The sequence below is a fragment of the Vibrio pacinii DSM 19139 genome (genome assembly GCF_000711795.1).
GTDB classification, from domain to species: Bacteria; Pseudomonadota; Gammaproteobacteria; order Enterobacterales; family Vibrionaceae; genus Vibrio; species Vibrio pacinii.
Genome location: NZ_JONH01000014.1, coordinates 37116 through 59196 on the forward strand (window position 1 = coordinate 37116; position 22081 = coordinate 59196).

The 22081-nt window shown below is 46.7% G+C and carries 17 protein-coding genes; 2 read left to right on the plus strand and 15 right to left on the minus strand.

What is annotated here, in order from left to right; all coding sequences use genetic code 11:
• Nucleotides 1–43: 43 nt before the first annotated feature.
• The 15 genes from BS19_RS10205 to aspA all read right to left on the minus strand — a co-directional run bounded on the left by BS19_RS10205 (nt 44) and on the right by aspA (nt 18072).
• On the minus strand, nt 44–526 hold the full coding sequence (locus tag BS19_RS10205) for a hypothetical protein (protein ID WP_038175099.1): 483 nt from the start codon (nt 524–526) through the stop codon (nt 44–46).
• 95 nt (nt 527–621) lie between these two features.
• Nucleotides 622–2349 carry a sodium:solute symporter family protein gene (locus tag BS19_RS10210; protein ID WP_038175100.1) on the minus strand — a complete coding sequence of 576 codons (1728 nt, stop codon included), beginning with the start codon at nt 2347–2349 and terminating at the stop codon, nt 622–624.
• 12 nt (nt 2350–2361) lie between these two features.
• Nucleotides 2362–2625 (minus strand): DUF4212 domain-containing protein, encoded by a 264-nt coding sequence (locus BS19_RS10215; RefSeq protein WP_038175101.1) that lies wholly within the window; start codon nt 2623–2625, stop codon nt 2362–2364.
• Nucleotides 2626–2842: 217 nt separating this feature from the next.
• The gene (locus BS19_RS10220; RefSeq protein ID WP_038175103.1) at nt 2843–3469 is read right to left on the minus strand and encodes a MarC family protein; all 627 of its coding nucleotides are present in this window, start codon (nt 3467–3469) and stop codon (nt 2843–2845) included.
• 101 nt (nt 3470–3570) lie between these two features.
• On the minus strand, nt 3571–4206 hold the full coding sequence (locus BS19_RS10225) for a response regulator transcription factor (protein ID WP_038175105.1): 636 nt from the start codon (nt 4204–4206) through the stop codon (nt 3571–3573).
• A 243-nt stretch (nt 4207–4449) separates the two neighbouring features.
• Nucleotides 4450–6246, minus strand: a complete 1797-nt coding sequence (locus tag BS19_RS10230; protein ID WP_038175106.1) for a protein-disulfide reductase DsbD — start codon at nt 6244–6246, stop codon at nt 4450–4452.
• A 157-nt stretch (nt 6247–6403) separates the two neighbouring features.
• Nucleotides 6404–6892 carry an arginine repressor gene (locus BS19_RS10235; RefSeq protein WP_038175109.1) on the minus strand — a complete coding sequence of 163 codons (489 nt, stop codon included), beginning with the start codon at nt 6890–6892 and terminating at the stop codon, nt 6404–6406.
• 334 nt (nt 6893–7226) lie between these two features.
• Nucleotides 7227–7691, minus strand: a complete 465-nt coding sequence (pyrI, locus tag BS19_RS10240) for an aspartate carbamoyltransferase regulatory subunit (protein ID WP_038175110.1) — start codon at nt 7689–7691, stop codon at nt 7227–7229.
• Nucleotides 7692–7708: 17 nt separating this feature from the next.
• Nucleotides 7709–8638, minus strand: coding sequence for an aspartate carbamoyltransferase (gene pyrB / locus BS19_RS10245; RefSeq protein WP_038175112.1), 930 nt, complete (start codon nt 8636–8638; stop codon nt 7709–7711).
• 495 nt (nt 8639–9133) lie between these two features.
• Complete coding sequence (locus BS19_RS10250) at nt 9134–10144, minus strand: ornithine carbamoyltransferase (protein WP_038175113.1); 1011 nt, start codon at nt 10142–10144, stop codon at nt 9134–9136.
• Between the two features lie 100 nt (nt 10145–10244).
• A complete protein-coding gene (gene arcC, locus BS19_RS10255; protein WP_038175114.1) occupies nt 10245–11156 on the minus strand; it encodes a carbamate kinase in 912 nt (303 codons plus the stop codon).
• Between the two features lie 65 nt (nt 11157–11221).
• On the minus strand, nt 11222–12445 hold the full coding sequence (gene arcA, locus BS19_RS10260; protein WP_038175115.1) for an arginine deiminase: 1224 nt from the start codon (nt 12443–12445) through the stop codon (nt 11222–11224).
• Nucleotides 12446–13214: 769 nt separating this feature from the next.
• Nucleotides 13215–14663: a YfcC family protein gene (locus BS19_RS10265; protein WP_038175116.1), complete on the minus strand. Its 1449-nt coding sequence runs from the start codon at nt 14661–14663 to the stop codon at nt 13215–13217.
• A gap of 486 nt (nt 14664–15149) precedes the next feature.
• Nucleotides 15150–16457, minus strand: coding sequence for an anaerobic C4-dicarboxylate transporter (locus BS19_RS10270; protein WP_038175117.1), 1308 nt, complete (start codon nt 16455–16457; stop codon nt 15150–15152).
• A 163-nt stretch (nt 16458–16620) separates the two neighbouring features.
• Complete coding sequence (gene aspA, locus BS19_RS10275; RefSeq protein ID WP_038175118.1) at nt 16621–18072, minus strand: aspartate ammonia-lyase; 1452 nt, start codon at nt 18070–18072, stop codon at nt 16621–16623.
• A 327-nt stretch (nt 18073–18399) separates the two neighbouring features.
• On the opposite strand from aspA, the gene BS19_RS10280 reads away from it, so the two are divergent.
• Both BS19_RS10280 and BS19_RS10285 read left to right on the plus strand, forming a co-directional pair.
• Nucleotides 18400–18921 carry an FxsA family protein gene (locus BS19_RS10280; protein ID WP_038175119.1) on the plus strand — a complete coding sequence of 174 codons (522 nt, stop codon included), beginning with the start codon at nt 18400–18402 and terminating at the stop codon, nt 18919–18921.
• Nucleotides 18922–19272: 351 nt separating this feature from the next.
• Nucleotides 19273–21870 (plus strand): ExeM/NucH family extracellular endonuclease, encoded by a 2598-nt coding sequence (locus tag BS19_RS10285; protein ID WP_038175120.1) that lies wholly within the window; start codon nt 19273–19275, stop codon nt 21868–21870.
• Nucleotides 21871–22081 lie beyond the last annotated feature (211 nt).

The following is a 22081-nucleotide window of genomic DNA, read 5'->3' on the forward strand; positions in this document are numbered from 1 at the left end:
TTGACGTAAAAACGTCAACCTTGAAAAAATCACTCGCAACTTGTTACTCGGTAAACAACGTTTCGTATCTAACAAACGGGGTTTGGGTCTCGCCATAGTAGAGCGCGCCGTCGGCTTGAATGGCTACGCGCAGCCAGCTCTCTTCAGAGGCAGAGGTTGGCAATGAAATGAACCATTTTTTGCCACTGCTATCGGTTGCTTGCATATCAAGCGGTTGCGCGATTTGTTCTTGTTGTGCCACCAGAGACAGTTTGACCCCTTCTAACGGAAAAGCGGACTTCAGTGATAAGTCTAAGCTTTGTGCGGTTACCTTTTCTGAGCGAAATTGCACTTTAAACTCTCCGTTATTCATATCACACAAGCCACTGGTATAACGACAGTTAGACTTGGCCGCTAGTTTATAGCTTTTTCCCTCTTGTGCGGCATGTGGCTTCTCACTTAGTGCCACATCCGTGCCGAAGTAGGCAATGATCGATAGGATAGGTGCGATAAGTAACGCGATGATTAAGTGCTTATTTTTGAACATCTTGGCTTCCTTGCTACAACAGACTTTGATTACGGTAACTGAAAACAGAGAATAAAAAAGCCCCGAACGGGGCTTTTGTGTGTTGAGTATTATTATTAGTGGTCGACGGCTTCACTAGCACCAGCAGGTACACGGACATGTTCAACCAAATCTTTCACTTCTTGTGGTGTCTCAGCCGTTACTTTTGATACTGCGAATGCCACGATGAAGTTAAACAGTGCACCAATAGCGCCAAATGCATTTGGTTCGATGCCTAGGAACCAGTTGCTGCCCCAGCTTTCTAGGTATTTCCAATCGGCAATAAACAGAATGCCTTTGTGTTGGAATACGTAGAATAGTGTGATGGTAATACCAGCGATCATACCGGCGATAGCGCCTTCCTTGTTGATGTTTTTACTGAAGATACCCATCATCAACGCAGGGAAGATAGAGGATGCCGCCAGACCGAACGCCAGAGCAACCGTACCTGCGGCAAAGCCTGGCGGATTGAGTCCGAGATAACCAGCCACTGCAATCGCCACACCCATCGAGATCCGACTCGCCAGTAGTTCTTTCTTCTCTGAGATGTTTGGATTGATGACGCCTTTTATCAAGTCATGGGATATCGCCGATGAGATAGCCAGCAACAGACCCGCTGCGGTAGAAAGCGCTGCGGCTAGACCACCCGCTGCAACCAGTGCAATCACCCAGTTTGGTAGCTTGGCGATTTCTGGGTTAGCCAGTACCATGATGTCACGGTCCACTTTGAGCTCATTGGTTGCCGCATTTGATGTGTACTGGATATTGCCATCGCCGTTCTTATCATCAAAACCTAGCAGACCGGTTTTTTCCCAATTCTTGAACCAGTCAGGACGTTCATCATACGCAAGGTGTTGGCCTGGCGCAGGGTTAACCGTATCCATTAGGTTTAGACGTGCCATTGCAGAAACGGCAGGGGCTGTTGTGTACAAAATCGCGATGAAGAACAGTGCCCAACCTGCAGAAGTACGCGCATCACGTACTTTTGGTACGGTGAAGAAGCGGATAATTACGTGTGGTAGGCCTGCCGTACCGATCATCAGAGACATAGTATAAACAAACATGTTTAACGTATCGCCACGGACTTGGGTGGTGTACTCGGTAAAGCCGAGTTCGGTGACCACCTGGTCGAGCCTGTCGAGCAAGTAGACATCGGTTCCGGCCATGGTACTCCCTAGGCCGATTTGCGGAATTGGGTTACCTGTCAGTTGCAGAGAGATAAAAATTGCTGGAATAGTGTAAGCAAGAATGAGTACGCAATATTGCGCTATCTGCGTGTAGGTGATCCCTTTCATGCCGCCCATTACTGCGTACATGAAGACGATACACATACCGATCAAAAGACCCGTTGAGTAGTCCACTTCAAGGAAGCGACCGAAGGCAACACCTACGCCTTTCATCTGACCGATAACGTAAGTGACCGAGGCGATGATAAGACAAATAACTGCCACGATACGTGCAGCGTTTGAGTAAAAACGCTCACCGACAAACTCAGGTACGGTAAATTTACCAAACTTGCGTAAGTACGGTGCAAGTAGCAGTGCAAGGAGTACGTAACCGCCAGTCCAGCCCATAAGGAAGACACTGCCGCCGTAACCCATAAAGGCGATCAAGCCTGCCATAGAAATAAATGATGCCGCAGACATCCAGTCTGCCGCCGTGGCCATACCATTCGCGATCGGGTGGACCCCGCCGCCTGCTACGTAGAATTCTTTCGTTGATCCGGCACGCGCCCAAATCGCAATACCGATGTAAAGGACAAAGGTGGCACCTACAACAAGATAAGTGATTGTTTTCAAATCCATCTGAACTACTCCTTACTCGTCCACATTAAATTCGCGATCTAACTGACGCATCTTCCACGCGTAGTAGAAAATAATACCTAGGAAGGTGTAGATAGAGCCTTGTTGTGCAAACCAGAAGCCTAACTTGTAACCGCCTATTTGAATTTGGTTAAGCTGATCGACAAATAAAATGCCGCAGCCAAATGAAACGACAAACCAGATGATTAACAGTGAAATCATCAGCTTTACGTTCTTATCCCAGTAGGCCTTGGCTCGTTCCTGACTATCAAACGCCATTGCCGTCTCCTTACGTGTTTGTTGTTAATAAAATGTTTCAATGTCTACATTAGCAAGGGTTGGGCAAGAACTCTTTTCAACTTTAGTCGCGAGCATGAAAACAAAAAGCGTCCGTATAACGGACGCTTAGTGAGTAAATGATAAAAAACTGTGATGTTAACGGTCTGTTAAATTAGCCTAAAGTCTAACGTTTCATTACTGAGTGGGTGGTTTTTTATTAACCAAGATAGAAATCTTTGATCCCCATCAGCAAATTATTCACTGCAACCGCAGCAAGTATCAGGCCCATTACGCGGCTGATGATGGCGGCGCCAACATTACCAATCCATTTTTGGATATGAGTGGCTCCGAGCAGCAGCAATAGGGTAATCACTAATACCAACACCATCACACCCGCGGTTAGGCTCTGGTCGAACAATGAATAACGATGGTTGTCGGTCAGCATTACGATCGCCATCATCGCACCTGGTGAGGCAATCGAGGGAATCGCCAATGGGTAAACGGCCAAGTCTGCCAGATCGGAATGGCTGATATCGATAGAGAGTTTCGTCTCTTGCTCTGGCTTGGATTCACCGAAAATCATCGTCAAAGCAAACAGCAGTAATACTAAGCCACCGGCGGCTTGAAAAGCGGGTAAGGGAATTTGCATCGCTTCAAGCAATAACTGACCAGCGACAAGGAAAAATAACAGCACGCCAGTCGCAATGGCGACCGCTTTAAGTGCAACTAACCGGCGTTGTTTGGCGGTTAAATGTTGTGTTTGTGACAGATAGACAGGAACAGAGCCGATGGGGTCAATGACGGCCCATAAAACAACGAATTGAGTGATTAAGATGCTGAGCAAGGGGGTACTCCCAGAGTAATGGAACAGAGGGATAGCGCAGTGGTGAACTGACTTGTTCAGTGTAGCAGTAAACGGGTGGTTCTATGTGATGATTAGGTGAATTATATTTCAGATTCAAGCTGTTGAAGTAAGATGACGGCTTGAGTGCGGTTTTTTACACCTAACTTGCGGAATATTGCCGTCATATGGGCCTTTATTGTTGCTTCAGATACATTTAGTTCGTAAGCAATTTGCTTATTAAGCAAGCCATCAGAGAGCATTCCTAAGACTTTGTACTGCTGTGGCGTTAAAGTGGCAATTTTAGTCGCTAAATCATTGCAAGCTGCATGGTTAGTGATCGAGCCTTCAGGGAAGAAAGGTTCGCCATTGAGCACTTGATTGAGCGCACTGACCAGCTCGCGCATATCACTCGACTTAGGAATAAAACCAAACGCACCATGGCTTTTTACTTGAGTGACGACCGTTGATTCTTCACTGGCTGAGACCACGACAATCGGCAAGTCAGGGTATTCAGCTCGCAGATGGATTAAGCCAGACATGCCATTGGCCCCTGGCATTTTCAGGTCAAGCAGCAGCAAGTCAGGCTCGTCCTCTTTTTTCAACAGTGTCAGCAGTGCGTCTAGAGAGTCGGCTTCTAACAAGTTCGCACCACTGACCGCCATATGCACCGATTGAAATAGAGCATTGCGAAACAGCGGGTGATCATCTGCGATGATGATGGTGTAGGTCGAATCCATGACGTTAACTACTTATGAAGGTTTGGTTAATAGAATTATTATCAGCTTTACGATTGTGGACAATAATTATTCGCTAAAAGTCTGAACTGTATCGGGTTTTATTAGCAATATTGCATATAAATACATATTGAGCATGAAATGAAGTGATCAGGGTGAGTAGAGAGTGAGTGGGTCTGGGAGGCCAGCTCAGCGCCACGGTCAGTGACCATGGCGCGAGTTTAGTGTTATTGAGCCAACTGAGTATTACAGATTGTGGTCGTTTAGGTGCGCTAAGAAGGTCGCAGCATCCATAAATCCAGTGATGCGCCCGTTCACGACTCGTGAGCCATCTGGCGCCCAAAATTCAATGGTAGGTAAACCGAGCACCTGCATTTCTTTAAGTAGAGCAATATCTTCCACTTGGTTGCGCGTGACATCGGCTTGGAGCAAGACAAAGTCCTTGAGCCTGAATTCGACGTCTGGCTGGTGGAAGGTGTATTTTTCAAACTCTTTACACGCTACACACCAGTCGGCATAGAAATCGAGCATCACCGGCTTACCAGCTTGCTTAGCGTTAGCGAGTTGCTGTTTCAGTTGTTCCACATTACTGACTTTAATGAACTCAATTTTGCTTTGTGATTGGCCAGTTGGCGGCGAAAAATAGTAGTGCAGCGCAGGTTGCGCCGACGCGAATAATCCCAGTACGGCAATAATACCAATCACGCTTTGCTTCCAACCGCCAAATGGCAGTGAGTTTTTGACATGATACAGCCAGCCAAATGCCGCAATACCAAGCGCTGACCATAAACCGGTAGCCCAAAGGCTTGGCAAGATACGCTCAAGAAGGAAGATGGGCGCAGCAAGGAGAATAAAGCCAAACAGCGTTTTCACGCGATCCATCCAATTGCCTGCTTTAGGCAGCAGTTTATTACCAAATACGGCCACCAACATCAGTGGTATACCCATACCCAATGCCAGAGCGTACAAGGCGATGGCCCCCGTCAGGAGATCGCCACTTTGTGCGACGTAGAGCAGCGCGCCTGACAGGGGAGCGGTGGTGCATGGTGAGCAAACTAGGCCTGATATCGCCCCCATAGCAAACACGCCCAACGAACTGCCGCCTCGCTGTTTATTACTGAGGTTACTGAGCCAAGTCTGCAGGCTGCTCGGTAGCTGAATGGTATACAAGCCAAACATTGACAGTGCGAGTGCGACAAACAGTACACTTAAGCCTATCAAAACATAAGGGTGTTGCATGGCGGCTTGAAATTGCAGCCCTGCCGACGCAACCACCAAACCCAGTAGTGTGTAGGTTAACGCCATACCTTGTACATAAACAAAGGCTAGGCCAAGTGCGCGGCCATGGCTGAGCTTTCCTCGGCCTAAGACAATACTGGTTAAAATCGGGTACATCGGTAGCACGCACGGAGTAAACGCAAGGCCAATGCCTAATGCTAAAAACAGCAGTGGCGTCCACCAACTATCACTTAGTTTAGAAGCAAGGTTTGCTTCGCTCGATTGCGGTGACGATGTTGATGGCGCTGGTGTTTGGACAACTGGCGCTGCTTGCGCCGTTTGTTTGCTCGTCAGCTGAGTTGAGTCGGCAAACTCAAAGCGAGTAATGTCGACCACACGCGTCTCAGGTGGATAGCAAAATCCTGCCTTGGCACACCCTTGGTATTGGACGATTAATCGAGCGCCTTGCTGATAATCGCTCAATGGCACTTCAATAAACAGCGGCGTGGTGTAGATGTTGACCTCGCCGAAAAATTCGTCCTTGTATGGCTGACCATCGCGCATCTCGATATCGCCAAGAGTGACATTTTCACCGCTCACGGAAATACGATGTTGATAGAGGTAGTAGCCGTCTTTTACTTGCCAATCGAGAAATACGCGATTGCCTTGTTGTAAGGCGTTAAAGCGAAACGCATCATCGACAGCAACGAAGGTATTGTTGTTATTGGCAAAACTTGGTGTTGAATTGCTATTATCAAACAACGCCATCGCGGGCGCAGAGAGAAAGCTAAAACACAACAGAAGTAAGGAGAAGGCGAAGCGCATAGAACCGTCACAAGAGTTAAATTTGAGTCATGTTAACTCAATCAGACAGGGGAAAGGGCAAATTAGTTTCAACTTAGGCGAAGAAAGTTCACCTAGAGTTTCGCTATCTCTGAGGCGCCATCTCCAAATCGGTATCGAGATGGCGCATGAGCTGCGGTCAAGCAACGCCTAAACGGGCTCGAACGACACGTTCGCAAGCATCGATGTTGTCGGTATCTTTTGGGATGACGAGCACAGTGTCATTGCCGCCCACGGTGCCGAGAATCTCAGTATGAGGATCGATATCGACCAAGCGAGCAACCAGTTGGGCGCTGCCAGGGTGCGTTTTTACTACCACCATCGCTTGATTGTGGGTAATAAATTCGATTTGTGACGAGATCGAAGAGCCGACTCGCACCGGGGCGGTTTCAACCGTAATGCAGTAGACTTTTTTGCCGCACGCGTTTTGTACCTTAATCACTCCCAGCTGCGAGAGCAATCTAGATACGGTGGACTGACTAATGCCTTCAAAACCAATATTGACCAAGGCTTCGCGTAGCTCGTTCTGAGTGCTAAAGCTCTGTTGTTGCAGTAGACGTTTACAGGCCGCTGTGAGTGTTTTGTCTTCACTATAATCAACGGTGGTTGCGTTTAGAGTTTCACTCATTGGAACTCCTCAATAAAACATGACGTAGGATGATTCGTCCATGTAACTATCAGCACATAACTCCATATAAATGCTGTGGGATTTTGAGCGCTTATACCAATCTAAACGTGTATTGACTGGGTCTAATTGGTATCACTTCTGCGGTGATTTTTAAGTCTTCGCATAATAACACCAAATCTTATGTGGCTTTGTGAAAGCGATCGCCAAACAAACAACTAGTTATCTATTGTTTTGTTAGATATAAATGCTGAGTGAAAGTGGATATTTATTCCGCAATAAGAATAAATATCCAGTCATGAATTGCAGATTTAGGAGGGACGCAAGCGCTTGTGGGCTAGCGCGCTTCGGTCATGATTTCGCGTGAGAATACTTTTTCACAGTAGTGGCATTTTAGCTGCACATTGTCCTGCTTTTGCTGCACCTTAAATTTGCTTTCTACCGGTTCGCCATGAGAAATACAATTGCTGTTCGGGCATTCGAATACGCTGGCAATCGTTTCTGGGAGTGCAAGATTAAGCTTGTTGACTACCTTGTACTCTTCAATCTGATTGACCGTCGCTTTGGGTGCATACAGTGCCAATTGATTGGCTTGTTCTTTGGTCAGGTAGACATTTTCAATCTTGATCAAATCTTTGCCGCCAAGCGCGGAAGATGGCAGATTAAGACCAATTGTGATGCGCTCATTGGTTTTGTGCATTTTGAACAGTTTAAGCACTTTAATCCCAATATTGGCAGGAATATGGTCGATAACAGAGCCGTTACGAATCGCTTCTACTTGAAGTTGAGTTTGTTTCACCATGATGATTCTCCTGCTAATTAAAGTGTGTCATTAAGGACAAGGGCGAGTAGCGCTTCACGTGCGTAGACGCCATTTTCCGCTTGCTCGAAGTAGTAAGCGTGCTTGGTTTTATCAACATCAGTGGTGATTTCATCGACACGAGGAAGTGGGTGAAGCACCTTGAGGTTGTCACGCGCTTCGCTCAGCGTTGCCGCCGTTAAGATGAACGCTGACTTGATATGGGCATATTCTGACTCGTCAAAGCGCTCTTTCTGTACGCGTGTCATGTAAAGAACATCCAATTCAGGAACGACTTCTTCGATGTTACTGTGCATGCTGAACGCAATGCCTGCCTCTTCTAACTCTTCGCAGATGTAGTCTGGCATCGCGAGGGCTTCTGGGGCGATAAAGAAGAAACGCACATTGTTGAATTTTGCTAGCGCTTGAGTGAGTGAGTGCACAGTGCGGCCATATTTCAGATCACCCACGAAGGCGACGTTGAGGTTGTCGAGTGTGCCTTGAGTCTCGTAGATCGAAAACAGATCGAGCAACGTTTGAGTTGGGTGCTGGTTTGCACCGTCTCCACCGTTGACAATCGGTACGCCATTTGAGAATTCAGAAGCCAAGCGCGCCGCGCCTTCTTGTGGGTGGCGCATCACGAATGCATCTACGTACGAAGCGATCACTTGAACCGAATCGGCCAGCGTTTCGCCTTTTTTCGCTAGGGATGTGTTGCCGCCGTTATCAAACCCAATCACTGTGCCGCCCAAACGCTGTACTGCGGTCTCGAAAGAGAGGCGAGTACGGGTCGACGGCTCGAAGAAGCAGCTGGCAACAACCTTATTTTTCAGTAGCTCCGGATTCGGCTCTGCTTTTAAGCGTGCAGAAGTGTCAACAATAAGCTCAAGCTCTTCACGGCTGAGCTCTGGGATAGAGATAATGTGCTTGTTAAATAACGAATGCGCCATAGCTGTATTCCTCGTCGTAAATGACAGACAAAAAAAAGCCCCCTAAAAATAGGAGGCTAGTAAAGGATCGGTGGAGAAAAATGAAACAGCGAACGTCCCTGATTTAGGGCGCGTTAGGTAACAACGATAGGTTGCTAATGGCTGCGACATTGATGTACTCCTAGACAAATTGCCGAGGATTATACGGACAAAAATCACCAACGCAAGCGTTTGCGGAAACTATCCATGAATTGGATTTTTATGCGATTTTAGCTGATTTTAGCTATGACTTTTCAACCGTTGTCAGATCTTGCTTCGGAGCGTTTGAGGGATGAATTTGGCTTTTAAGTGATGAAAAAAAATGCGGGCTTTATTCAGTACGTTTTTGTACGTCGCTGAACGCCACCCGCATTTCCCTGCAAAAATACTCATCGGTTGTCACTTATTGTGCTGGCAATCGAGAGTAATCTTGTTGGCCATTTCCTGTTTGGCAAATGGCCATGAAGACTCGATAATTTAGTCGCCTAGTGTTGCGACCATTACGGCTTTGATTGTGTGCATTCGGTTTTCTGCTTCATCGAATACGATAGAGTGCTTAGATTCAACCACTTCATCGGTTACCTCAACGCCATCTTTAAGTTGCGGGTAATCTGCCGCAAGCTGTTTGCCTACCGTGGTATCTTCGCCGTGGAAAGCAGGCAAGCAGTGCATGAATTTCACATCTGGGTTGCCTGTGGCTTTGATCATGTCCATGTTGACTTGGTAAGGCATCATCAGATTGATACGCTCAGCCCATGCTTCTTTCGCTTCGCCCATTGATACCCATACGTCAGTGTAGAGGTAATCACAGCCTTGAACCCCTTCTTGTACGTCTTCAGTTAGGGTGATTTTAGCCCCAGTTTCTGCGGCGATATCACGACATTGTGCCACTAATGCTTCTTCTGGCCAGAACGCTTTAGGTGCGACAAGACGGATGTCCATGCCCATTTTCGCAGCGCCTACCATCAAGGAGTTACCCATGTTGTTGCGCGCATCACCTAAGTAAGCAAACTTGATTTCGTGTAGTTGTTTGCCGCGGCCGTGTTCGGTCATGGTTAGGAAGTCCGCGAGGATTTGAGTTGGGTGGAATTCGTCGGTTAGACCGTTCCACACTGGCACACCAGCGTAGGCGCCGAGCTCTTCTACGATCTCTTGACCGAAACCGCGGTATTCGATGCCATCGTACATGCGGCCAAGCACACGTGCTGTATCTTTCATTGACTCTTTGTGACCGATTTGAGAACCCGATGGGCCTAAGTAAGAGACTTGAGCGCCTTGGTCAAAAGCCGCAACTTCAAATGCACAACGTGTACGAGTAGAGGTCTTCTCGAAAATTAGCGCAATGTTTTTGCCTTTTAGACGAGGTTGCTCATAGCCGTTGTATTTTGCTTTTTTCAGTTCCGCTGAAAGATCCAACATGTGTTGAATTTCACGTGGAGTAAAGTCTAGTAGTTTTAGGAAGTTACGGTTACGTAGATTAAAAGCCATGGTGTTTTCCTTTTTATCGTTTGGCGCTTTCTTGGTTGCAGGGAAAAGAAAATAAGAAAGCGCTGTTAAATTGAATGATTGGTATTGCTTAACGTTGTCATTAACCTTTAGTGATGTTGGTACCCGCTGTGCCTTGCAGAATACGCAGACCATCTTGCAAAGAGCCGATACCGACAACTTTGCCGCCTTGCTTGATAAACTCGCAGGACGCTTCAATTTTTGGTCCCATAGAGCCTGCATCGAACTGATACTGCGCCAGTTCGCTTGGCGTTGTGCTGCGCAGGGCATGCTGTGTTGGCTTGCCCCAATCAAGGTAAACCGCGTCTGCGTCAGTGAGGATTAGCAGAGCATCAGCATCGAGCTGTTTGGCGAGGAATGCAGCCGACATGTCTTTGTCGATCACCGCTTCAACACCCACCAGTTTGCCGTTTTCGCGTTTCACCGGAATACCACCGCCGCCAGTACAGATAACAAGGTGGCCGGCATCAATTAATTTAGTGATCGCATCGTGTTCGATGATGCCCGTTGGCTGTGGGCTTGGGACCACGCGGCGGAAGTGTTTGCCGTCTGGCTTGATTGTCCAGTGGTACTTTTCTGCCAACTCGCGAGCTTCCGCTTCTTCGTAAATAGGACCAATGGGTTTGGTTGGGTCTGCAAACGCGGGATCATTAGGATCGACGGTCATTTGCGTCAACATGCAAGTCGCGTTGACGTTTGGCATCTGGTTTTTAAACTCTTGCATCAGCATGTAACCGATCATGCCTTGTGTTTCGCTGCCAAGGACATCAAGCGGGTATGGCGCGACTTTCTTGTATTCCAAACCTTGCAGGGCAAGCAAACCAACTTGTGGACCATTACCGTGTACCAGTACCACGTTGTATTCTTTCGCGATTTCAGAAATCGTTTTGACGGCGACTTCGATGTTTTGGCGTTGTACTTCAGCTTCAAGTGGCTCACCACGGCGAAGCAAAGCGTTACCACCTAGTGCGACAACTACAGTTTGTTTAGTCATTGTTTGAATCTCTCTACAGGGGCTGGAGCAGGCACTATGGTCGCTCCAGCCTAATAAGTACTTAATTAGATACCATCACGTTCGATTGGGCAGCTCATGCAGCGAGCGCCGCCGCGACCGCGACCTAGCTCATCACCTGGGATAGGAAGTACTGTGATGCCTGCTTTGTCGTATTTTTCGTTGGTGTAAGTGTTGCCCTCGTAGCCGACAACCACACCTGGTTTGACGGTGAGAACGTTGTTTGCATCGTTCCACTGCTCGCGTTCTGCGTTGAAGTTGTCACCGCCAGTGGTGATGAGGTTTAGCTTGTCGACGCCGAGTGCTTTTTCAATCGCAGTCACGAAGTAGCCTTCTTCTTTGACGTTGACTGCGCCAGATTGATCGCCAGTTAGGCTCCAGCATTTAACATCTTTACGCACTACTTCAGGGTATACAGAGAAAGTATCTTCACGCATGTGCGTCATTACTGTGTCTAAGTGCATGCAAGAGCGGTGTTTCGGTAGCTCCATGGCAATCACTTGTTTGGCTTGACCATGTTTGAATAGACCTGATGCCAAGTGCTCAACGCCTTGTGCCGTTGTACGCTCAGACATACCGATAAGAACCGCGCCTTTACCAATAACCAGTACGTCACCGCCTTCGATGGTTGAGTTGTCGTAGTTCACTTGCTCGTTGTCACCGAAGTACTTAATGAAGTCTTGGCCAGCAAAGCTTGGGTGCCAGCGGTAGATAGCGCGAACATGGTTGGTTTCACGTTGACGAGCCGCTTTTGCCATTGGGTTGATAGAAACCCCACCGTAAACCCAGCATGAGGTATCACGTGTAAATAGGTGATTTGGTAGTGGTTCAATGATGAAGTCGGTTGGAGCGTGTAAACCTTGCATCATAGAAGAAGATTTCATTGGCATTTCAGCGTATGAAAGACCGCCAGTAAGGATTTTAGCCAGCTCTAGGTTAGGTAAGTCACCTAGGTAACAACGCACATCGTTCGCGAACGTTTTGCCCAAACGGTAATCAGAGACTTGCTGGTTAAGTAGCCAATCTTTGGCTTCGGCGACGGCGAGCGTGTCTGCCAACAAGTCAGTTAATAGTAAGACTTCGACACCTTGGTCGCGCAGAGTTTGAGTGAATACGTCGTGCTCCTCGCCTGCACGTTCAACTGCCAATACGTCATCAAATAGCAGATCGTGACAGTTAGATGGGGTTAGGTGAGTCAGAGCTCGTCTAGGACGGTGTACCAGAACGCGACGTAATTGACCGATTTCAGAACCTACGTATAACTTACTCATGATCGTATCTCTCTTATTTTATAATCAGTTTTATTTTTTTAAAAAAACTAATATTTAATTTGTAGGGAATATTAGCGTGAATTTATTTATTCACTTATTTTGTGTCTGAAATTCATATTACGCTTGTTGGTGAGGGAATCTTAGAGGTCAATCACAGAACGTTTTTTAAGCCTCAGCCCTTGCTGTGTAAGGGTTTTAACAATATCTATGCAGTTGTTATTTTGCTGTAAAACCCCTAATTAGCCGTTTGTTGTGGAAGTTTATGCAGCGAAATATGCATTGGCCTAGTTAAATAATAAAACGAAGGAAGAATATTCAATAAAAAAGCACTAACAATAGACTTAATAAAATGGAAATATGCACTCAAACTCCCTAGATAAGTGATTTTGATGGGCGAATTAATCGTTTGGTAACAAAACAATTGGTAATAATTGTTGTCTAGGTCACATATTAATATTTGTCGGTATTAAATATTTTAAAGTGAGTTGATTAATATAATTCATTAGCAAAGATAGTTTTTCTAATTAGAATGGGAGTTGATTTATTTATCGACATTGTAAAACGTTATTTTGTTGACAGAATACGCCCTTAAAAAGACACAATAATCTCGCATCTCGCATCTCGCATCTCGCATCTCGCATCTCGCATCTCGCATCTCGCATCTCGCATCTCGCATCTCGCATCTCGATGCATTAAACACAAAAAAGCCGCACTAGGCGGCTTTGAAAGGGCTCACTTCCTGTGAGCTAGGGTTAGGAAAAGAATCGCTTTAGAGAAGTGCACCAACGCTAAGCATTGCAACACAGAACAGCGTTAAAATAGCCAGTAACGGTGCGACCCATTTGACCCAACGTACGTAAGGAACGCGGGCGATAGCCAAGCCACCCATCACGACAGCGGACGTCGGGGTGATCAAATTCACTAGCCCAGATGCAGATTGGTACGCTGTGACGACTAAGTCACGACCAACGCCAGCAAAGTCCGCGAGGGGAGCCATGATTGGCATTGTCAGTACCGCTAGGCCTGAACTTGAAGGAACAAGGAACGATAACAGTACTTCTAAGAAGAACATCACATTGATGAACACCACCGACGATAAACCAGTAACCATTTGCTCTGCTGAGAACAAGATAGTGTCGGTAATCATGCCGCGATCCATTACCACGACGATACCACGCGCGATACCAATGATCAGTGCTACCCCCAATAGGTCGCGAGCGCCATCAATAAAGCTGTTGGTAAAGTCTTCTTCGCTCATTCGAGCGACTAAACCTATGATGATGGTTGACGCGAGGAACATGGCTGAAATTTCTGCCATCCACCAGCCAGCAACCGATACACCGTAAATCATCACAGCGAAAGAGGCGCCAAATATACTCAGGATCAGTTTGCGTGTTGCGGTGAACTCAAGACGTTCGCCAGTTTGGTTGCCCAAGAAGTGCGCTTTGTTCTCTTCGTACTTGTCGTAAACCACCGATTTAGATTGATCTTGACGAACCATGCGGGCATAGCGCATGACGTAAGCGACACAGATAACCCAGCCAATCAGAAGGGCAATCACACGCAGTACGATACCATCGGTGAAAGGGATACCTGCTGCGTTAGCCGCAATGACGGTTGCAAATGGGTTGATGGTTGAGCCCAGAGTACCAATCCCTGCGCCAAGTAACACGGTTGCTGCCGCGACCAGAGGGTCAAATCGAGCCGCCATCATCACAGGCACTAATAAGGTGTAGAAAGGGAGGGACTCTTCCGCCATACCATAAACGGTACCACCGGCGGCAAACAACGCCATTAGAATCGGGATCATCAACTCTTCACGACCTTTGAGTCGATCCGTGACACGTTCGATACCAGCATCGATAGCGCCGGTTTTCGTCACTAGGCCAAGGAAGCCACCGATAATCAAAATGAACAGTGAAACGTCAATAGCTGCGGCTTCGTAGCTATTGTGGTCATAGAAACCATCGATGGGGGCGAGCAGGACATCGATAACACCTTGAGGGTTGCCATCAACAGGTTGGTAGGTTCCGGTTACAGGAACTTCACGGCCTAGATCTTCGTTCATCACACGGTCATATTGACCTGCGGGAACAATCCAAGTCAGCATTGCGACTAGCGCAATCAGAACAAAAAGAATGGTGTAGGCTGAAGGGAACTTAAAGTTGGCAAAGAAGCCGCCTTTTTTCTCTTCGGTCGTTACAGTTTGAGTTGTCATAGCGATCTCCTTACTTTTATCTATATACCAATAAATAAAAGTGAATCAGCGACTAATAGTTATAAAATAAATAACTCGTTGTAGAGTAAGTTATTGGTATTAGGGATTAATTGTTGGGGTTTTAATCACCCTTTGACTCTATTTTAAAAGCAATGCGAGGTACGTAACTTTGGTGATCTTCACAAAAAATAAGTACTGGATTTAGGTAAGAAGTAGTGGTGATAAATACAGCGATTATTTGTTTGAAATAGACGGATTAATATTCCACAAAAATACCTAGTTACTAGGTTTTGATACACGATTTTCGCGCAGGTGAAAATTATGCGGAATTTTATTCAAAGCCGGGAATTTAAATGCATAAAAATCTTTTGGCCACTTTATTGATTAAAGTCAAAAATAGACTGTGAGCTGGGTTTTATTTAATTTGGTAAAATAAAAAGGGAGCCGAAGCTCCCTAGGTTTTATTTGTGTTACTACTCTTTGTGACTAGATTAAAAGGCCGCCAAAAGCAAAGCCTAGCGCGACTGCTGAAGCGATGGTGACCACGCCAGGAACAAAAAATGGGTGGTTAAATACGTATTTGCCAATACGAGTTGATCCCGTGTCGTCCATTTCTACTGCGGCGAGCAGAGTCGGGTAAGTTGGTAATACAAATAGCGCACTGACCGCGGCAAACGAGGCGACGGCAGTGAGGGGAGCCACTCCAATCGCCAGTGCTGCTGGCATTAAAGCAACGGTGGTTGCGCCTTGCGAGTACAGCAACATTGACGCAAAGAATAGCACCATGGCGAGCATCCACGGGTAGTCAGACAGTAGTTCACCTGCAACCTCTTTGATGCTATCAACGTGTGCATTGACAAACGTTGAGCCTAACCAAGCCACACCAAGTACGCAGACACAAGCGGTCATGCCTGAACGGAACGTCGCCGCTGATGGTATTTTGGCAGCATCAATTTTGGTAAATAGCACAATCGCGGCGGCAGCGGCGAGCATTACCGTCATGATGGCTTCGTTACGACCGAGTGCGGGATCTTTAATTAGGCCGACTGAACCTGAAATCGCTGCCGCGTAGCAGACAACAAAACCGATTGCGGCTAAGAAGATGTAAGTCGCTGTTTTTGCGCTTGGTAAGATTTCACGCTGAGTTTGAGTGCTTAACTTGATTAAGCCTTGTTCCAGACGTTCTTGGTAGATAGGGTCATTTTTAAGCTCACCGCCCATGAAGTTGGCAACAAAGGCCCCGATCATACAAGCGATAAAAGTGGTAGGGATGCACACGGCAAGTAGGGTTAAGTAATCGACACCCATTGGTGCCAGCATCGCAGCAAAAGCAACCACAGCGGCAGAAATCGGCGAAGCGGTGATCGCGATTTGTGAAGCGACAACCGCTATCGACAATGGGCGAGAAGGACGCACGCCTTGGCCTTTTGCTACTTCGGCTATGACAGGTAGGGTTGAAAACGCAGTGTGGCCTGTGCCCGCCATTAACGTCATTAGGAAAGTCACAATCGGCGCATAAAAGGTGATGCGCTCGGGGTGCTTACGCAAGAAGTTTTCTGCCAGTTGAACTAACCAGTCCATACCACCGGCCACTTGCATTGCGGCAATCGCGGTAATTACAGACATGATGATAAGAATAACGTCTACCGGAATAAACGCTTGGCTAGTCGGTACGCCTAAAACCAAAGATAGGGCGATAACCCCAGCGCCACCTGCTAAGCCAATGCCAATGCCGCCAATTCTTGCTCCTAAATAGATAAAGAGCAGAACGACGATGAGTTCGATTGCAACCATATTGATACCTCTCGATGTGAATTGTGATTCTGATTATCTAACCATTCAGGAGCTAAATAGTTAGATAATAGGAATGGCAAAACTAAAGCCATGTCATGAGCGTGGTTAATCGCCTTGGCGCTTAAAAAAGGGTCGCAAGGACCCTTTTAACCAAGCCGTACAATTACTCGTAGCGTTTCGCTTTGTAGGTTGGGTGCATAAAGTTCTCAACGGAAAGGATCTCATCGAGTTCTTCTTCCGTCAGTAAGCCGCGCTCTAAAACCACTTCACGTACACTCTTACCCGTTTCAGCACAGATCTTGCCGACAATGTCACCTTCGTGGTGGCCAATGTACGGGTTAAGGTAAGTGACGATACCGATAGAGTTGTAAACGTAGTTTTCGCACACTTCTTTGTTAACGGTAATGCCGTCGATACACTTGTCACGTAAGTTGACACAAGCGTTCGATAGGATTGAGATCGACTCAAACATGCTTTGCGCAATGACAGGTTCCATCACGTTAAGCTGGAGCTGACCGCCTTCAGCTGCAAATGAAATTGTGTTGTCGTTCCCCAAAACCTTAAAGCACACTTGGTTCACCACTTCAGGAACCACAGGGTTGACTTTGGCAGGCATGATAGAAGAACCGGCTTGCAGTTCTGGCAAGTTGAGTTCGTTGAGACCCGCGCGAGGACCTGAAGAGAGTAGGCGCAAGTCGTTACAGATTTTAGACAGTTTTACCGCGAGACGTTTTAGTGCGCCGTGGGTCATTACGTAAGCGCCACAATCTGATGTCGCTTCAATCAAATCTTCTGCAGGGACCACATCTAAGCCAGTGACTTGTGCAAGATGTTTGACGGCCGCGGCTTGGTAACCTTGCGCCGCATTCAAGCCAGTACCAATTGCTGTTGCACCTAGATTGATTTCAAGCAGTAGTTTTGACGTGTATTCAAGGGCACGAATCTCTTCGTTTAAAGTCACCGCCCAAGCGTGGAACTCTTGGCCAACGGTCATAGGCACAGCATCTTGTAGCTGAGTACGACCCATCTTCAAGATGCCTTTAAATTCTTGGCTTTTCAGTTCGAAAGCACCTTTAAGGTATTCAATCGCTTCAATCAGTGTGGCGACACTGTTGTATACCGCAATACGGAAACCAGTTGGGTAAGCACAGTTGGTTGATTGACTTTTGTTGACGTGATCATTGGGGTTGATGAACTGGTATTGGCCTTTTTCTTTGCCCATCAGCTCAAGTGCTAGGTTCGCAATGACTTCGTTGGTGTTCATGTTGACCGAAGTACCAGCGCCGCCTTGGAAAACGTCTGAAGGGAACTGATCCATGCACTTACCTGTTTCAAGCATCAGGTCACACGCTTCAAGAATATAATGAGCGACATCTTTTGGGATCACGCCGAGTTCGTTATTTGCCAGCGTAGCCGCTTTTTTGGTCATGACCATGCCGCGGACAAACTCCGGTACATCGGAAATGGTCATGTTGGAGATATTGAAGTTTTCCATCGCGCGGAGCGTATGAATGCCGTAATAAGCGTCAGCAGGGACATGACGTTGGCCGAGTAAGTCTTCTTCAATACGAGTCGCTTGATTCGCCGTTTTAGGGGCATCAGTTAGGGTAGCCATACAGGATCCTTAGAGATTTATTCTGATATTAAGGTTTGCTTCTAGCCATTCTGTAGTTTAAGAATCCATTCGGCAGAATTTTTGGCTGTATAATCCGTCCTGACTTATGTGGCACATAATACTGTACCTAGCGCATAAAAATAGTAACTTGATCACCTTTTTTGCTTTTATTTAGTGAAAGATTTGCAAACTATGAACAGGGTACAAATAACTCTTTAGTGGTACTCATGTCGAACGTTATGATTGCGTTGTCGACACGAATTTTTACCGCTTTAATTTGAGCTCATTACCCAGAGCACGTACACTGAGTTCAACAAAGGAGGGCGTGTGTTTCCTATCTTACTTCTGCTATTTATTTTCGTTCCTATCATTGAAATAGGTCTATTTATTCAAGTCGGTGGTTATTTGGGGCTGTGGCCTACCATCGCTTTAGTTTTGCTCACGGCGTTTGCCGGTGCGTCGTTGGTCCGCAGCCAAGGCTTGCAAACCTTAATGTCGGTACAAACTCGGATGCAGCAAGGGGAGTTGCCCGCGCAGCAGATCTTTGAAGGCGTGATGTTAGCGGTGGCTGGTGTGTTACTGCTTACGCCAGGTTTTATGACTGATGCATTGGGTATGTTAGTGCTACTGCCAGCACCTCGCGCCGCGATCGCCAAATACTTGATGAGTAAAATGGTGGTGAAATCGGTCGGTGGTGGTTTTCACGGCAGCTTTCATGGTGAGCAATTTGGTCAACGTCCGTTTGAACAAAACCCATTTGATCGTGATAACTCCAATCAAGGGTCGACCTTTGAAGGGGAGTATGAGCATAAAGATAAAGACGACGATGAGCGTAACCGCTTAAACTAGTCGATAATTTCTGCTGGTCATTTAAGGCGCATTGTATGCGCCTTTTTTGATCGCGAGAATAAAACCACAGACTGAGTAAAGACTCTATTTATTAGCTAAAGCTTAATTAATTCAAGGTGATAGTCTTAAATTTAATACTTCTGTTATCATCAAATGTTGAAAATTTGACCACGCTTCAATTATTCACCATATCTATGAGATCGAAATCTCACTGTCACTGAATGTAATTTTTAGTTTCATAAAAAACATCAACACTGTGCATGGTTTTTTAATAAGTAATCACACGAAAAGTGATTTGGAACACGCTTTCTGGTTGTTGTTCAACATTGGAAGCGATGCAGGGTGGATAACATGAAACAAAAATTAACTCCAACGCTACTCGCGGCAGTGATCGCCGGTGCGCTTTCGTCTCCAGCAATGGCGGACATCATCATCTCTCAATATGTAGAAGGTGGCAGCAACAACAAAGCGGTTGAGATTGCCAATACGGGTGATAGCTCGGTCTCTCTTGATGGCTATGAGCTGGCTAAATCGACCAATGGTAACGGTGAGTGGGGCAGTAAGTTGTCGCTCAATGGTCAAGTTTTGGCAGCGCAAAGTGTGCTGGTTGTAGCGCACACCAGCGCCAATGATGACATCAAAGCGGTGGCCGATATACTCAATGGTGCAGTGGCTGGTTTTAACGGCAATGATCCGGTGGCATTGCTCAAAGATGGCGCAGTGCATGACCTGTTAGGTGATATGGGCGGGGTGGATTTCGCTAAAGACACCACGCTCGTGCGTAATTCAGATGCGATGAGCCCTTCTTCTTCTCACAATCTAGCGCAATGGTCATCATTGGCTAAAGACAGCATTGAAGGTTTAGGCACACTCGATGGCGGCACTGCGCCCGAGCCGTTTGCTTGTACTCAAGATGGCCAAACGCCAACCTTTACTTCAATTCAAGATATTCAAGGTACAGGGGATACCTCGCCCTTCATCAGTGGTTACCCATACATCACCGATCAAGAGTTCTTTGTTAAAGGCGTCGTAAGTGCCGTGACAACAGGCTTAACCAAAGGTTTCTACCTGCAAGCAATGACCGATGATTACAACCCAGAGACCTCTGAAGGTTTGTTCGTCCACACTAATCAATCGAGCTCTGAGCTACAAGCGGGTGATGTGGTGTGTGTGAAAGGTAAAGTGCAGGAATACTACAATCATACACAGCTAAAAGCTGAAAATAACCAATGGCTTAAGCAAGGCGAGCAAGCAGCGCCAAGCGCAACCGATATTGAACTGCTCGCGACCGATAGCAACTTTGATCGCACATTAGAGCGCTACGAAGGGATGTTAGTCCGTACGACAGAGGCGCTTGATATGCGCGTCACTCGCACTTTCGGCTACGATTACGCGTCGCGTCGCAACAACATGGTATTGGCACAAGGTCGTATCAGCATGCAGCCAAACCAGAACTTTGCCGCAGGCTCTGAACTGGCAAAACTGCAAAGTACCGAGAACGCACAGCGCCGCCTATACGTTGAGTCAGATGCGAAAGCGGCCAATGGTCAAATTCCTTACTACCCACAATTTGGCCGCAGCGACATTGATCAAGACGGCTCAACCGAAGACTACATCCGTGTCGACGACACCATTGTTGGCCTCGAAGGGGTGATCACCTACAGTTACGGTGATTATCGTCTTATCCCAACCAATACGTTGACCAGTGAAAGTTTTGTTCGCAACGATCCTCGTACGGATGAGATCGAGATGAAAGAGGGCGATCTGCGTATCGCAACCTTCAACGTATTGAACTACTTCAACTCGCCGTTTGGTGGTGATGCTAACCAACATGGTAATAACCGTGGTGCCAATAGCTTTGAAGAATTTGAAGTACAGCAGGCTAAGATTGTTAACGCCATCTTGCGTCTTGATGCGGATATCATTGGCTTGATGGAAATCGAGAACAACGGTTTTGGTGACAGCGGCGCTATTCGCCAACTGGTTGAACAGCTTAACCAACAGATTGATGCTAAGAAAGATCGCTACGCGTTTGTCAGCGTCGACAGTAATGGCGATAAAGTGGCGGATGAAAATGACTCTATCGGTACTGACGTGATCACCACTGGTGTGATCTACCGTCCTAAAGTGGTCAAGCTTAAAGAGTCACGTGTGATCGCGATGCCAAGCCAACAAGCCCCTGAGGTGCTAGACGACAAAGGTAAAGTGATCGAAGACGGTAAGAACTACCAACGTGATTCACTGGCACCAACGTTTAAAGTCAAAGGCAGCAAAGAGACCATCACGGTTGCGATTAATCACTTTAAATCGAAAGGTTCGAAGTGTTGGGAAGACGCCGCACCGATTGATCAAGGCGGTCAAGGGGGCAAAGATCTCGATAAGCAAGGCTCGTGTGAGAACTTCCGCGTTGCCGCGGCAGTGGCTCTGGGGGATGCATTAAAAGAGATCGACGGTCATAAAGTGATCTTGGGTGATATGAACTCATACGGCATGGAAGACCCAATGCTGGTGCTAACGGATTACAGCCAAGAGAAATACGGCAAAACCATCAAAGCAGCACGTAACACTTATATTAGTGGCGAGGCTCAGTACGGTGATGAAGGAGCGGTGATTAATCACAACTACGGCTACATCAACGCGGTGGCGAAAGCGCATCCAAACAGTTGGAGTTACTCATTCAACGATGAGGTTGGCGCACTGGATCATCTGTTGATTAGTCCAAGTCTTGAGAAGCACTTTGTTGATGCCACCGACTGGCACATCAATGGCGGTGAATCGACGCTGTTTGATTACAACGATGAGTACAAAGGTGACCTGCCTAAGTACAACGACCACTTCCGTTCATCAGACCACGATCCGGCGGTTCTTGAACTGAACATGGCTGGCTCATTTAGCTTTGGCGCTATGATGTCACTGTTCGGCCTCGCGCTGTGGCGCCGTCGTAAGTAGTGCGTTGATGAAAAAAAGCCGTCGCACTTGCGGCGGCTTTTTAAATAATCGAATTGTAAATAACAATAACCATATAAATGCCGAAAATCTTAATTAGTAAGTACTTAATAATTATATCCTTATCTATATTGAGTTGTTCATTTATATTAAAGAATGTTAATTAAACTTAAGGCTTAGGCAATATTAAAAAATAGATATTCTTATTGATATC

Coding starts and splice junctions, on each gene's coding strand:
- BS19_RS10230 (WP_038175106.1), bottom strand. CDS start 6,246: ATGCGCTTCGCCTTCTCCTTACTTCTGTTGTGTTTTAGCTTTCTCTCT.
- pyrI (WP_038175110.1), bottom strand. CDS start 7,691: ATGGTGAAACAAACTCAACTTCAAGTAGAAGCGATTCGTAACGGCTCT.
- arcC (WP_038175114.1), bottom strand. CDS start 11,156: ATGACTAAACAAACTGTAGTTGTCGCACTAGGTGGTAACGCTTTGCTT.
- BS19_RS10225 (WP_038175105.1), bottom strand. CDS start 4,206: ATGGATTCGACCTACACCATCATCATCGCAGATGATCACCCGCTGTTT.
- BS19_RS10210 (WP_038175100.1), bottom strand. CDS start 2,349: ATGGATTTGAAAACAATCACTTATCTTGTTGTAGGTGCCACCTTTGTC.
- BS19_RS10205 (WP_038175099.1), bottom strand. CDS start 526: ATGTTCAAAAATAAGCACTTAATCATCGCGTTACTTATCGCACCTATC.
- BS19_RS10265 (WP_038175116.1), bottom strand. CDS start 14,663: ATGACAACTCAAACTGTAACGACCGAAGAGAAAAAAGGCGGCTTCTTT.
- BS19_RS10285 (WP_038175120.1), top strand. CDS start 19,273: ATGAAACAAAAATTAACTCCAACGCTACTCGCGGCAGTGATCGCCGGT.
- BS19_RS10250 (WP_038175113.1), bottom strand. CDS start 10,144: ATGGCTTTTAATCTACGTAACCGTAACTTCCTAAAACTACTAGACTTT.
- BS19_RS10215 (WP_038175101.1), bottom strand. CDS start 2,625: ATGGCGTTTGATAGTCAGGAACGAGCCAAGGCCTACTGGGATAAGAAC.
- pyrB (WP_038175112.1), bottom strand. CDS start 8,638: ATGGCGCATTCGTTATTTAACAAGCACATTATCTCTATCCCAGAGCTC.
- aspA (WP_038175118.1), bottom strand. CDS start 18,072: ATGGCTACCCTAACTGATGCCCCTAAAACGGCGAATCAAGCGACTCGT.
- arcA (WP_038175115.1), bottom strand. CDS start 12,445: ATGAGTAAGTTATACGTAGGTTCTGAAATCGGTCAATTACGTCGCGTT.
- BS19_RS10270 (WP_038175117.1), bottom strand. CDS start 16,457: ATGGTTGCAATCGAACTCATCGTCGTTCTGCTCTTTATCTATTTAGGA.
- BS19_RS10235 (WP_038175109.1), bottom strand. CDS start 6,892: ATGAGTGAAACTCTAAACGCAACCACCGTTGATTATAGTGAAGACAAA.